A 13,880-nucleotide genomic window follows, 5' to 3' on the forward strand; every position below is an offset into this window, starting at 1 on the left:
CTTCGATGGCGGCGCGCGGTGGGGCGGGTGTGCCGTTAGCGGAGGCGCCGCCCTGGCTGGCTGCGCTGCCTTTGGCGGTGTCCTGAGCGGTGTTGCTTTTGGCCGGGGTGGGGGCGCTCTTTGTCGTGGGATTGCCCTGGGCGGTGTTGCCTTTGACCGGGGCGGCGCTGCTTCCAGCACCGCTGGATTGAGCAGGTTTGCCTTTGGCGCTGGCAGTGCCCGCCTCCCGAGCGGAACGGTTGCCATTGCCGCTCGTGGACGTTTCAGCACCGTCCGGAGGCGCTCCAGGCCGCGTGGCATGCGTGGAGTCCGCCGCGCGCACGGCGGTCTCTCCATCCTCGCCGGACGGGGTGTCCTCGCCCTGGGACGGCGCAGTCCCATCCACCGGCGGCTGCGAGGCGTCTGCGTCTTCCGAGGACGCGGTGCGTCCATCCGGTACGCTCGCGGGTTCGGGCTCGGGGAGTCCGGCGCGGAGCCGGGCGATGGCGTCCTGGAGCGGCCCGAACGCGGGGGCCATGTCGGAGAACCGCTCGCGTGAGAGCTGGGCCAGGCGCTTCACCGCGACCGCCAGCGCATCCAGGGGCTCCGCGCTCACGGAGGCCTGGTCCACGGTGGGCAGGATGCGGCCCAGCCTGTCCACGAACCAGGCCACGGCGTTGGCCCGGCCGCGCAGCCGCTTCGCCTCCGGGAAGAGGTCCTGCCAGTAGCGCTCCGTCACCTCGGCGAGCACGGCCGTGCCGGTGGCCGCGCCGTCCAATCCTCGCGTGGCATACAGGCCATAGGCCATGTACGAGGCGAGCCAGAGGTCCTTGGTGGTGTGCTTCAGCAGCTCGCTGGCGCCCTCGACGACGTCATCCCAGCGCACGGCGTTGCTGGCCGGAGACTCCAACTTCGCGACTTCCAGCGCGACGGCCTCGTATGCGGGCTCGTGCTTCGCCTGCACGCCGGCCGGGGACGCCCCCGGCACGGGCTCGGCCCAGGGGAGGGCACGTTCACGAAGCTGTTCCAGGGTGGGAGGCATAGGCGTGGTGGGGCTTCAGCGCGAAAGCGTCTGCAACAGCTGTTCCAGGGTGGTGGACGGCGCGTCGATGACCTGCCGCGCAGAGGCCGTGAGGCCCTTGCGCGCGTTGTCGATGGCGGCGGGGCGCTCGGTGCGCAGCGGCCACACCTGGGCGCCCGGACGGCTGGGCTGAGCCAGCGCGAGGAAGAGGGCAGGGGAGGCCGCTCCCAGGCTGATGAGCAGCCGGGGCTTCTCGCCGTCGGACCAGAAGAAGGCCGGAGGCTGGTGCGTCCACTTGAGCAGTCGCGAGGACAGCTCCAGCCAGGCTACGGGGCCCACGTGCGTGGTCAGCGGACAGTCCAGGGTGACGCCAGCCGGTGACTGCTCCTTGCCGCGCTCGCCCGCGCACGCGGTGAGGAAGGTGTGCAGCGCGTAGTAGCGCCCACCTTCCGGGGTGCCTTCCACCACCGGGCCCAGCAGGTCCACGGTGTGGTGCTCCGCCAGCACGGCGTTGAGCAGCCGCTTCGCGAGGCTGTAGTCCCCCGGCCCTGGCAGGGGCAGCGCCGCCACACGCTCCAGCAGTTGTGGCACCTCCAACTCCGCGGCGGACTGGGCCAGCGCACCGGCGGCGCGCAGGAAGGGCTGGTACGCCTCCGGCGTCAACGCGAGCCGCGAGGCCGTCTCCGCCGAGGACACCTCGGTGAAGATGGCCAGCGGGAATGTCCGGCCCACGCTGTCCTGGCTGGGCGCCATCAACCCCACCAGCGCGTGCTTCTGGCCGGGCGCGGTGAAGACGAAACAGACGGGCTCGGCGGGCAGGTCCACCCGGGCTCTTCGCGAACGCTCCACACCCGCTTCCATCCAGCCGTAGAGCTGGAGGGCCAGCGGGGTGGCCGCGTTGTGGCGGATGAACTCGGCCTGTCGGGGCGTCTTGCCCAGCAGGCCGATGCGCGGCGACTGCACTGCCATGTCAATGAACCCTATCCGCCGCGATGGCCTGCGGCGCGCACTCGCCTTTGCGAGCGATGGTCGTCGGCGGCTGCAACCCCGGGTCACGGAAGATGGCCAGCAGCTTGGACGTGTTGCCCGACATCCCGAAGAACGGGTTGGCGGTGCGCTCCGGACGGAAGTCGATGGAGACCAGCGCGCCGTTCATCTCCTCGATTTCCCACGTCGCGGTGAAGTAGCGGCCGTCCGCGCTGGGCTCGATGCGCTTGACGCGCTCCAGCAGGCGGAACAGGCCCCAGTCACCCTCGGCCTCCAGCGTCGTCTCCGTGGAACCATCCGCGCTCTGCACGGTGATGCGGGCGCCGAGCTTGCCTGCCTGACCGGGCCAGATCATCGGCTTCCACACCGTGTCCGGGCCGTTTCGGTACGTCTCGTCCGTACCGTCGAGCGTCAGGGTGATGGATGAAATCTGCGACGCCATGCCGTCCGCGGAGACGCCCGGGCGCAGGCGCACCTGGAAGCGGACCAGCGGGTCCACCGTGTCGCCGCCGGGGAAGAGCGTGGTGGAGAGCGCGCCCGTCTTCTCGAGGAAGCCGAGCAGGTCAGGCCGGTACATGACGCCGCCCGAGGAGGTGAATTCCCACCGACGTCCGGTGGCCACCACGTCCTCCAGGAGCTGCTCCTTGACGAACTTGCGCACCAGGCCGCCTTCGGGGCGCAGGAACTCCGCGACCTCGGGCAGCGGCGCGTCCGCCTGCGACGCGCGGTCGAACGGGTACTTGCCCTTGAAGGCGCTGCTCCACGCCGTCACCACCTGGTCCTGCCACAGCTTGCTCTTGTTGCAGGCCACGCCCACGAACACCACCGAGCGCATCTCCTGGAACGGCGGCAGCAGCAGCCGCTCGAAAATGGCGACGTTGTCCGTCTGCTTGCGGACCATCATCTCCACGTTGTTGCGGGTGGACTCAATCTTGTCCAGCAGCAGGCCGGACTCGGCCGGCTTGTCCTTCACCGCCAGCAGCGTCGTCTGGACGGTGGCCAGCTGGTCTTCATACGAATCCAGCGCCGTCAGGGACTCCTCGCCGTCCTCCGTCTTGGAGGTCTCCGTGGCGAAGCGGATGAGCGAGGCGAACTCGCGCTCCAGGTCGCGGGCCGTGACTTCCTGGGCGCCGGAAGGTGAGTTGGCGTTCAGTAGCTCGCGCTTCTGCGGCACGTCCTTCCCGGGCTCCGAGCCGAACAGCTTCCCCGCCTTGGCCAGGAAGCCCGTGTCGGCCTCCGCCGCCTTGGCGTCGCGCTTGTCGAGCACCACGTTGTACGTGAGCGCGCGGAACAGCCGCCCGTAGGGCTTGGGCTTGCCGCGCGTCAGGTTCGTCAGCAGGCTCTCCATCTGCGTCAGGTTCTCCGGTGCCTGCACGCGGATGGAGCCGAGGAAGTCCTTCCACTCCTGGGTGTAGGCCTCGAAGTAGCGGGTGCGCAGCTCGCGCCGCGAGCTCACCGTGTCCACCTTCTCATCGCGGTCCAGCACCCACGACTGCTGGTCCTGGAAGGCCAGGTCCAGCCGCTCGCGGATGACGTCGTCGTAGGCCTTGCGCGTGAAGGCGCCCCGCACGCGCGAGGTGGCGCTCATCTGCGGCACCGAGCCCACGAGCTGCTCCAGCGTCACGTCCGGGTACGCGCCGCTCATGTTGGCCACCAGCTGCGCCAGCTCCAGCCGCACCAGGGGCACGTTGTTGAGCGAGCGGCGCGCCGACTGCACCACGCCGGTGACGCGGCTGAAGGCGATGCGCTGCTCGCGCGCAGGCTTCTGCTCCTCGGGGAGCATCTGCTCGTTGGCGAGCATCAGCAGGAACGTCTCCGCGTGGTTCGCCACCGCCCGCTCGTCCACCGCGTCGCCCCGCACGCGCTTCCAGTGCTTGACGATTTCGTCCTGGAGCCACTTGCGCTGCAGCTCGTCCAGCTCCGGCTCGCGCGGGTCGCGGGGCGTGGTCACCAGCAGGTACATCTTCAAGTCGTCGAAGTACTGGCGGTACGCGTCGAAGTGCTTGCTGTAGTCCTCGTCGCTGCGCACCGTCAGCAGGTCCGGGTTCTTCCCGAAGCTGTCCAGGCGCTGCTGGATGAGCTCGAACTGCTTGCCGAGCAGCACCCGGCGCAGCGCCGCGTTGTAGAACTGGCGCGCCTGCGGCAGCAGCTTCTGGCCCTGGTAGAGGCCGAAGCGCATGAACACCGGAGCGCTGCCTTCCTCGTACTCCGTCAGCTCCTGGAGCCGGTTGCGCAGCGGAATCAGGTCCTCGACGCGGCGGATGTCGTCACGCGGGTCCAGATTTACGCTGGTGATGGCCTCGGTGACGGCCTCCGCCATGTTGCGGTTCTTGAAGAAGGACACCGTGGGCAGCGACAACAGCAGCACCGTGGCGGCGGAGGCCGCGCTGGCCAATATCATCCGCTGGCGGCGCACCCTCGCTTCCTCCAGCGAGCTGCGCACCGCCACCTGCTGGTCCTGGAACATCACCTTGGTGAAGACGTCCCAGAGGAAGTAGCTGCGGCCGTCCGTGGCGCCATCCGTCTGCGCGCGGCCGTTGGTGCTGCCGAAAATCTCCGCGGCGGACGGGGACACCTTGTCCACCGGGCGCAGCTCCTGCGTGCCGCTGTTGAAGTACAGGCCGCGGAAGACGGGCGTGTCCTGGAACACGTTCTCCAGGAAGAGCGGCTGGAGGAACTCCGCCAGGTTCTTCCGGAGCGCGTCGAACTTCTGCGGGAAGCCGTAGATCTTCTCGCGCGTCTCCAGCCGGCGCTCCTGGCCCAGCCGGCGCAGCGAGCGCTGCTCCAGCACGGAGAGCATCTGGTCGAAGCGCTCGCGGAACAGGTCCGTGCTCGCCTCGCGCTGCTGCTCCAGCGGCACGGTGAAGCCCCAGATCTGCCCGCGCTCCACGCGCGACAGGTCGGAGAACATCTCCACGAAGCCGGGCAGCAGGTCGCACTTGGTGATCATCACGTACACCGGCACCAGCATCTTCAGCCGGGTCGTGATTTCATCCAGGCGCTCGCGGATGGTCTGCCCCATCTCCCCCACGGCCTGCGGGTCCGCGTTCAGCAGCTCGCTGACGCTGATGGCCACGATGAGGCCGTTGATGGGACGGCTGGGGCGGTGCTTCGCCACCGTGTCCAGGAAGGCCAGCCACTCCGGCCGGTCCTCCTCGGCGCTGGTGTAGCGGCCGGCCGTGTCCAGCAGCACGGCCTCATTGGTCAGCCACCAGTCGCAGTTGCGCGTGCCGCCCACGCCGCGCACGCCGCCGCGCGCGGAGAGATACGGGAACTTCAGCCCGGAGTTGCGCAGCGCGGTGCTCTTGCCGGCGCCCGGAGGGCCGACGATGAGGTACCAGGGCAGCACCGCCAGCGCGTCCTTGCCACCGCGCGCCAGCTTGGAGGCCTTGAGAGCCTCCACCGCCTTGGTGAACTCCGACTGCATGGCCTTGATTTCAGGCTGCAGGTCCGGCCGCACGGTGGTGGCCTGCTCATCCGCCTGCGCCGCCAGCGCGCCCTCCAGCTTCTTGGCGGCGGCACGCGCGCGGATGCGCTTGACCAGCCACACCACGCCGGCGGCCAGCATGCCCGCGAGCGCGGCGACGATGGCCGCCTGCTGCATGGAGAGGCCCAGGTAGGTCATCAGGGCGAACATCGGCGCGCCGATGCCCAACAGCGGTAACAGGTACGCCATCACTGCGCCCCTCCCGCTGCCTGCGTCTGGCTGGCGCTCGTCGCCGTGTTGCGGGCCGCGTGGACCTCGATGCGGCTTCTCAGCTCACCGACCTTGTCGTTGAGGAAGAACTGCAGCACGCCGTAGAACAGGACGGCCACCGCGAGCGCCCCGGCGGAGATGCCCACCATTGACGCCTTCTTGCGCTTGGACAGCAGTGATTCGGTGGGCCGGTCCCCGTGCGGCGACAGCACGTCGAAGTCGAAGGGCCGCGCGCGCTCCAGGTCCTTCTGCACCGTGTCGATGAGCGTCATCAGCTCCAGCTCGCCGCCGCGGATGCGGTAGCGGCCCTGGAAGCCGAAGAGCATGCACAGGTAGTAGACCTGCAACACCTCGTGCCGGTGCGGGTCCTTTCGCACGGTGTTGAGGCGCGCGAAAAAGCCGTCGCCGGCGACGTTCTCGTTGAAGTAGTGGAGCTGGAGGGGCATCCAGAGCTGTCGGTACTCCTCCGGGCGGCCCAGGACGACCTCGTCGATGAGCGCCACCAGCGCGTAGGCCATGTCCTGGGCGTCCTGATGGCTGAAGCCCAGCACGGCGGCGCGGCGCAGCGTCTCGTCCACCACGCCGCGCAGGCGGTGGTGCAGCGTCTCGGGCGGCGGCACCGCCGAGGCTTCGGAGCCGCGCAACTGGATGGCGGCGTCGAAACAATCCTTCGTGGCTTCGGTGACTCGGTCCATGGGCGGCTCGGGGCGTCAGCGATTGGCGGTGGGAACCGCGAGCAGTTCCACGGTCGTTCGGCTCGCGTCGAACGGCTGCGGGAGGTAGATGGCGAGATTGCGGTCCCGCATCACATTCCTCCAGTAGCCGTCATTCATGGAGAGGCTGAAGTAGACGGTGCCCGGCTGCACGGGGACCTCGGGCGGCGGCCGGTACGTCACCGCCAGCGGCACACCGGGCGCGGCGGCCTGCACCAGCGCGCGGATGTCCTCCCAGGCGGCCACCTTCGACAGCTTGGGGAGCTGCTCGGCCACCACGCGTTCCGGCAGCTCGCTGCGCACCGCGAGGATGAAGTGGCCGCAGCGCTCCAGCCGGTCGTCCTCCAGCCGGCCGCGGAACATGCCGTCTGCGCCCGCCGTCAGGTCCACCGACAGGCACTGCTCCAGCGCCACCGCGCGCATCAGCTCGGAGAGGCGGCGGAACAGCTCCTCGAAGGTGGCGCGCAGGTTGGTGAACTGGAAGGTGGGCAGCGTGGACGGGTCCGCGCTGACGGAGAAGGTGCACAGTTGCCCCGCGCACTGCGCCAGCGCCAGGTACAAGTCCCTGGGCCGCAGGTTGCCCGCGTCCAGCGCGTGCTGGAGGAAGGGGATGGTGCCGTTGAGCGCGTTGAGCTCCAGGAAGAGCGTCACGTCGCCCGCGGTGAACTCCAGCGCCGAGGCGTCCCGGTGCCGCCGCCGCGAGGACAACTGCCGCTGCTTGGACACCATCAGCCGCAACATCGTCCGCAGCTCGTTCATGACGAACGGGGACGCGTCGATGCGCAGGCACGGCGGGATGAAGGACTCCACCAGCATCAAGTTGCCGGAGCGGTCGCGGGACAGCTCGCACAGCTTGATGGACTCGAAGTCGTCGCGCGGCTCGGTGCCGAACAGCAGCCGCACGTTGCGCTGACCGAAGGCCACCTGCGAGATGGAGGTGGAGGCCGTCAAATCACTGACGGGGCGGGAGGCGGGCGTGTAGCGCGGGCTGCTGCCCAGCCGCTCTCCGCTGCCGAAGCTCTCCACGCCGCTGCGCTCGCGCGGCACGCCCAGGTACACGTCCAGGGTGCGCTGGGCGGGCGGGAAGTAGCCATCCGCGGGCCGAGCGGGCGGCGCCTCCGCGTCTCCGGACTCGAAGGAGACCGGAAGACCGTCGGGGAGGATGCCGGTGAAGTGGGTCAGCTGCACCTGGCCGGCGCGCAGCGCCTCCATGTCGAACTCCAGGGCGACGACGCCCCAGGGATACGGTTCGAGCGAGGCCAGCCGCTGATCCAGCAGTTGCTCGTGGTAGAGGTCCTGCTGCTGGAGGTGGTGGGGGCTCATGAACATGCCCTCCGACCAGACGACTCGCTGCACGGACTTCATACACCTCTCCGCGGCGACACGCCGTCGCCTGCTTGGGGTTGGAGTCGAGGCTCCGGCGCCTGCGTCATGGGCCGGAACATCAGGTCAATCTGATAGCCTTGCAGCCGGTAGCGGAAGACCTCGTCCCCCGGCTTCGGGTCGCCCTGGTCACCCGCGGGGCGCTCCACGCAGCGCGCTTCCTCCACCACGGGGAGCGCCGCCACCGTCCGCCACGAATAGCCCAGCGGCTGCCGGAAGTGCCCCATGGCCAGGACGAAGCGGGCCTTCGGATCACGCTGCACCCAGCGCTTCACCTGGCGGCCGGGCGGAATCACCAGCTCGGCCACCTGGAGCAGGTCCTCCTTGAGGAACTCCTCCGGCTTGCCCCACAGGTCCTTGAAGCCCGCGCGCTCCAGCCGGACGCTGTCCTTGAGCTGGACGATCTGCACCACGGTGGGCAGCGAGCGCCCGCGCGCGTCGGGATTGAGCTGCTCCGACGCATCCACCACCACCTGGAACGGCGGCGGCGTCTCACACGCCTGGGGCACACGCTTCACGCAGCCCGCGCTCCCGCTCAAGGCGGCCGCGAGCGCGATGACCACACCCCACCGGAGGTTCCGGCCGGCATTCCACACCCGACCGGCGCCTGTGTGTCCTAGCGCCAAGATTCGTATTCCTTGAAAGAACGCACGGGTCCTTACAACTTCCGTGCGAAGCGTAAACTGCCAGACAGGACGGACAGGATTCAAGCCACCCCCCAGATGGCGGTTCTCTGTCTGCTCCTAGTTCTCGGAAATCTTGGAGCCCTTGATGACGACGTCGCCTGTCGCGGTGACCTCGATCTTGGCGCCCTTGATGACCACGTCCCCGTTCTTCTTCACCTGGAGCGTGGCGGAGCCGACCTTGAGGGTGAACTGCTCCTGGGCAACCAGTGAGATTTCCTTGGCGGACAGGGTGTAGGCGTCCTTGGCGGCGTGGTTCACCTTGCCGGCCACGCTGACCAGCATGTCCTTGTCCACCTTGAGCGTGCGGGACTTACCCACCTCTTCGGAGAGGTCCCCGCCCACCTGGAGCGTGCGGGCGCCCTTGACCGTCTCGGACTTCTTGGCACCGACGACCTCCACCTTGGCGCCGCCCACCTGTTCGGACTTGAGGCCGCCCACCAGCTCGTTGAAGGCGGCACCCACGGTGACGGCGAGCGCGCCGCCCACGTTGAGCATCTTCCCCAGGGCCACCGTCTCCGCGGAGGCCATGGCCACCGTGAGGGCCTGGTTGCCGCTGACGCTGATGGACTGGTCCCCGGCCACCGCTTCGGTGTGGTTGCCGCCCACGGTGGTGGAGCGGTTCTGCGTGACGGCCAGCGTCTGGTTGCCGGTGACGGTGCTGTCGTCGTTCTTCTTCACCAGCAGGGCCTGGTTGCCCTCGATGACGCGGGAGCGGTCCTTGCGCACCAGCAACGTCTCGTTGCCGCGGATCTCCTGCGTCTTGTCGTTCTCCACGACGATGTTGAAGTCCTTCTGCGCGTGCAGATAGACGAGCTCGCTGCCGGCCGCGTCCTCGAAGCGCAGCTCGTTGGAGCCCGCGCCGCCGGGGCTGGAGCTGGAGCGCAGCGTGCTCTGCGTCTTGTTGCCGGGCAGGTCGATGGGCGTCGGATTCGCCCCGTTGTAGACGCTGCCGGTGACGATGGGCCGGTCCGGGTCGCCCTCGAGGAACTCGACGACGACCTCATGGCCGATGCGCGGCAGGTACAGGGCGCCCCATCCCGGGCCCGCCCAGGCCTGGCTGACGCGGATCCAGCAGGAGCTCTTGTCGTTGTTCTTGCCCTCGCGGTCCCAGTGGAACTGGACCTTGATGCGGCCGTGCTCGTCGGTGTGGATCTCCTCACCGCTGGGGCCCACCACGATGGCCGTCTGCGCGCCCGGAATCACCGGCCGGGGCGTCACGCGCGGCGGGCGGAAGGGCACCTCCGCGGGCTGGCAGAGGAATTCGTTGCGGTAGTCCTCCCGGCTGCGCAGGGAGCCCTGCTCGATGCTCAGCGCCTCCGACTGGTGGCCCAGGTGCCGCACGGAGACGGGCAGGTACTTGCGGTTGGCGGACTCGTCCGGGTGGTCCGCCAGCTCGAAGGAGTGGCCCACGCAGATGCGGCGGCTGTAGCTGGCGCCCGTTACCGTCTCCGCCCGAGCGCGCAGCTCCTCCAGGCGCACCTTCGCCAGGCTGCGGCCGGGCGCGGGCTCTTCATAGCGGCCGGGGTAGTCGTAGATTTCGAGCGCGGCCTCGCCGTCCTCCGCCTCGGAGCTGGCACCCAGGTCCTGGGCGGGACGCAGGAAATTGTAGTCGCGCAGGGCCACCGCGCCGGGCTGCACCTCCATGCGGGAGACCAGCTCGTGGACGTACTCCTGCGAGGCAACCATCTGGCTGCGCTCGCGGAAGACGAGCTTGGATTCGCCTTGCATCTCGGGATTGGCGGAGGCGCCGTCGCCAATCACCATCATGTGGGCGTCCTCGCCGTGCTCGAAGAAGTAGAAGATGCCTTCTTCCTCCAGGAGGCGGGACACGAAGTCGAGGTCGGACTCGCGGTACTGCACGCAGTAGTCGCGCTTGGGGTACGTGCCGGTGAGCGCCAGCCGGTGCTCCACCTTGGCCTCGTCCAGCACCTTGTGGACGATGTCCGGGACGGTCATCTCCTGGTAGATGCGGCTCTTGCGGCGGTGCCGGAGCGTCCACAGCCGCGGCACCACGGTGGCGCGGTAGCGGCGGCGCTCCGGGCCATTGCCTTCATCCCACCGTGACATGCGCGACACGATGCCGTGGAAGAAGCGCGCGGTGCCGTCTCCGAGCATGATGGTGAGCCGCGCGTCCTGACCCAGCAGCGCCTTCTCATCCACGTCCACGTCCGGCCGGGCGGCCAGCGCCACCTCCACCGCGTAAGGCTGGGACAGCGTCTCCTCGGCTTCAAATCCAAGGACGGCCAGCTCTCCGGCGGTGAAGGAACCTGCCTGGAACTCGAACTCAGCCTGGTTGGCTTTCAAGGCGGCGTTCGCGATCATCCACGGTCCCCCAGCGCGGGGCCTCGTCCATCAGGATTTGGCCCGATTGTGGTGCGGCAGCATGCCACGAATTGGCGTACCAGGGGGGCCTGACACGAAATTTTCATTGCGGACGTCCGCTGGCACTGGGGCCACCCCATTCCAGGTCGGACTTCGGTGTAGAGTGGAAAAGGGGGGCTGGCTTGAAACTGCGGGTCTTCCCGGGGTACCCAGACGGCTTCGGGGAGAACCATGAGAAGAAAAGAGCTCCTGCACCGCGGGCTCGCGCTGGCACTCGCGCTGACGTCGCTGTCCGCCGGGGCGCAGGAAGCACCCGTGTTGCGAGGCTTCGACCTGGAGCGCCTGGAGCTGAATCCCGGCGCGGAGGGCTCGCTCCTCGTCGGCATGGGTGAACTGCTTCCCGTGGGGGCGTTCCGCGCGACGGTGATGATGCACTACGCGCATCAGCCGCTCGTCTACATGGACAACCTCATTCGCGAGCAGTCCGAGGTGGCCATCGTCTCTGGACGCACCACGGCGCATCTGGCCGCCGCGTATGCCCCGTTGGACTGGCTTCAGGTGGGCTTGCAGGTTCCCATGGTGGCGTTCCAGGGCGGCGATGACGTTGGCATGGCGCGTTATGGGATTGCCGTGCCCGCCAGTCAGGCGCTGTCCACGCCGGTGGTGAGCGCGCGCTTCGGCTTGCTGCGGCAGACGGAAGCGGGTGGGGTGGACCTGGCCTTGGATGTGGCGGCGGGGCTGCCGCTGGGCAGCGAGGGGGCCTTTGCCCGCGATGATGGCGGGCTCCGCCTGTCGCCGCGGGTGATGGTGGGACGGCACTTCGGCTTCATCCGCGCGGGCCTGGAGGTTGGTTATCTGCAGCGCCCGCGCGTGCTGCTGACGGACCGCACGGGCGAAACCGAGGATGAGGTGGGCCAGGAGTTGCGCCTGGGCGTGGCGTTGGCCACGACGGGCAAGCGGCTGCGCTGGGAGCTCAACGTGCGGGGCATGGTGCCGCTGACGGAGCAGCCGACATCGGTGGAGTTGCTTCCTGGCGCTCGTTACCTGGTGGGCTCGTCGCTGGAGATGTTCGCGCTGGCGGGCGTGGGCGTGGGCGCGGCGCCCGGCACGCCGCTGTTCCGGCTGATGGTGGGCGGGGCTTTCGGCAACGTGACGCCGCCGCGGGGCCCGGGTGAGTCCTCGGTCCGGTGTGAGATGGGGTTGCCGCCCGAGGCGAAGATTCAAGAGTGCCCGGACATGGACGAGGACGGCGACGGCGTGCGTAACGCCGACGACAAGTGTCCGCTGGTGCCGGGAGATGTGGCGCGCCAGGGCTGCTCGGCGCAGGACACGGACGGCGACGGAATCGAAGACATGTTGGACGGCTGCCCGTTGGAGCACGGTCCCGCCGCGCGCCAGGGCTGCCCGATTCCGGACCAGGACGGTGACGAGGTCCCCGACGAAATCGACAGTTGCCCGTCGGACCCGGGGCCTGCGGACAACCGGGGCTGCCCGGTGCGGGACACGGACGGCGACGGCATCGACAACGACAAGGACGAGTGCCCGAACGAGGCCGGTCCCATCGAGCGCAATGGCTGCCCGGAGTCGGACACGGACAAGGATGGCGTGCCCAACCGCGCGGACAGTTGTGTGAATGAGCCGGGGGACGCCAAGAACCTGGGCTGCCCGCTGCACATCCTTCCGCTGGTGGAGATTCGTCCGGACCGCCTGGTGGTGATGGGCAAGGTCTTCTTCGAGCCGACGCAGGCACGCATCCAGAAGCGCTCCTATGAATTGCTGGACTGGGTGGCGCGCGTCATCCGGGAGCACCCGGAGATTCCGCTCGTCGTGGTGGGCGCGCACACGGACGACCGGGGCTTCCCCGACGACAACCGCCGCCTGTCGCAGGGGCGTGCGGAGGCCGTGCGCCAGTACCTCATCGGCCGGGACATCGCGCCCGAGCGGCTGAAGGCCCTGGGCTACGGCCAGGAGCGCCCCATCGACAGCAACGCGACGTCGAACGGCCGTGAGAACAACCGCCGCGTGGAGTTCCTGCTGGCGGACCCACAGCAAGACAAGTCCGGGCGCGGTCAGCGCTGACGTGCGCCTCCGCGGAGAACCATCTCGATGAGAACGAATGCTCTGACGAAGGCGCTGATGGTGGCCGTGGGGCTCTGGGCCCTGCCGGCCCTGCCGGGCCCGGATACCTATCTGGTGGGGAATGGCCAGGATGGCGCCCGGAATATCGGCGGCGGGTCGGGTGGCACGGTCATCAACAACTACGCCCAGGTCCTGGCACCGGTGGCACCGGGTGACATGACCATCAAGACATCACTGGCGACCGGCACGTCCGAGACACCCCCCATCCTCGACTTCAGTGGGCCGAGGGGGGGCACCGACACCGAGGGTGACCTGGTGTTGATCATCCAGACCACCGGGGTGGTGCCAGTGACGGTGCCGGGCAACTCCGGGCCCATCTACCTCGAAGGAGGAGCCGTGGGCCGGTGGGAGCTGGCACGTCTGACAAACGTCACCACGGACGAGGAAGAGGAGGAACTCACCCTGACGCTGGACCGGCCGCTAAAGCACTCCTACGCGGCGGAAGTCACGCAGGTGGTCCGGGTGCCGGAGTTCACGACGCTGACCGTGAGCGCCAACGCGAAGGTGCGCGCCAAGGCCTGGGACCCTGAGAGCCGGACTGGTGGCATCCTGGCTTTCGTGGCGAATGGGGCCGTGACCCTGAACAGTGGCAGTGAACTCAGCGCGGAGGGGGCGGGGTTCCGGGGGGGCAAGTACGAAGCCGACACGGTGCTCAACGGGCAGACCCCGTATGTCGGTTGCCCTGTGGGTTCAGATCCCATCGAGACGAAAGCGAGGTCGGGCGAGGGCATCGACGTGACGCACCCCAATGCGCGGGGCGTTGAAAACGTCGCCAATGGTGGCGGTGGTGGCGTCTGTGTCCGAGCAGGCGGCGGCGGCGGCGGGAACGCGGGAGCTGGCGGTTGGGGAGGGAACGCGTCCGACGGAGGACGACAAGTGGCGAGGGGGGCTGGCGGCGCGGCCCTGAGCTTCTCACCGCTGACGCATCTGCTCATGGGCGGAGGAGGCGGGGC

8 protein-coding genes and 1 pseudogene are annotated in these 13,880 nt (G+C 68.9%); 2 read left to right on the plus strand and 7 right to left on the minus strand.

From position 1 onward, the window contains the following. The 7 genes from FMP39_RS35705 to tssI form a co-directional block, all read right to left on the minus strand. Positions 1-1,021 (minus strand): type VI secretion system ImpA family N-terminal domain-containing protein (locus FMP39_RS35705; protein ID WP_194858708.1); only part of this gene is annotated, 1,021 nt, incomplete at its 3' end. Between the two features lie 15 nt (positions 1,022-1,036). Then, a complete protein-coding gene (gene tagF / locus FMP39_RS35710; RefSeq protein ID WP_141594433.1) occupies positions 1,037-1,969 on the minus strand; it encodes a type VI secretion system-associated protein TagF in 933 nt (310 codons plus the stop codon). Position 1,970: 1 nt separating this feature from the next. Continuing rightward, complete coding sequence (gene tssM, locus FMP39_RS35715; RefSeq protein ID WP_228558618.1) at positions 1,971-5,663, minus strand: type VI secretion system membrane subunit TssM; 3,693 nt, start codon at positions 5,661-5,663, stop codon at positions 1,971-1,973. Continuing rightward, positions 5,663-6,379 (minus strand): DotU family type IV/VI secretion system protein, encoded by a 717-nt coding sequence (locus FMP39_RS35720; protein WP_090493012.1) that lies wholly within the window; start codon positions 6,377-6,379, stop codon positions 5,663-5,665. The genes tssM and FMP39_RS35720 overlap by 1 nt, the downstream gene beginning before the upstream one ends. A gap of 15 nt (positions 6,380-6,394) precedes the next feature. After that, entirely contained in the window at positions 6,395-7,762 is a 1,368-nt protein-coding gene (gene tssK / locus FMP39_RS35725) for a type VI secretion system baseplate subunit TssK (protein WP_141594435.1), read from the minus strand. Continuing rightward, entirely contained in the window at positions 7,759-8,376 is a 618-nt protein-coding gene (gene tssJ / locus FMP39_RS35730) for a type VI secretion system lipoprotein TssJ (RefSeq protein WP_141594436.1), read from the minus strand. Before tssJ ends, tssK begins: the two co-directional genes overlap by 4 nt. A 147-nt stretch (positions 8,377-8,523) precedes the next feature. Next, positions 8,524-10,788 carry a type VI secretion system tip protein TssI/VgrG gene (gene tssI / locus FMP39_RS35735; protein ID WP_141594437.1) on the minus strand — a complete coding sequence of 755 codons (2,265 nt, stop codon included), beginning with the start codon at positions 10,786-10,788 and terminating at the stop codon, positions 8,524-8,526. Between the two features lie 231 nt (positions 10,789-11,019). On the opposite strand from tssI, the gene FMP39_RS35740 reads away from it, so the two are divergent. Both FMP39_RS35740 and FMP39_RS35745 read left to right on the plus strand, forming a co-directional pair. Continuing rightward, positions 11,020-12,867, plus strand: a complete 1,848-nt coding sequence (locus tag FMP39_RS35740; RefSeq protein ID WP_141594438.1) for an OmpA family protein — start codon at positions 11,020-11,022, stop codon at positions 12,865-12,867. 27 nt (positions 12,868-12,894) lie between these two features. Continuing rightward, positions 12,895-13,880, plus strand: a pseudogene (locus FMP39_RS35745) (hypothetical protein); the annotation flags it as partial.

It is taken from the genome of Myxococcus sp. AB056, from assembly GCF_006547365.1.
Classification (GTDB): Bacteria; Myxococcota; Myxococcia; order Myxococcales; family Myxococcaceae; genus Myxococcus; species Myxococcus virescens.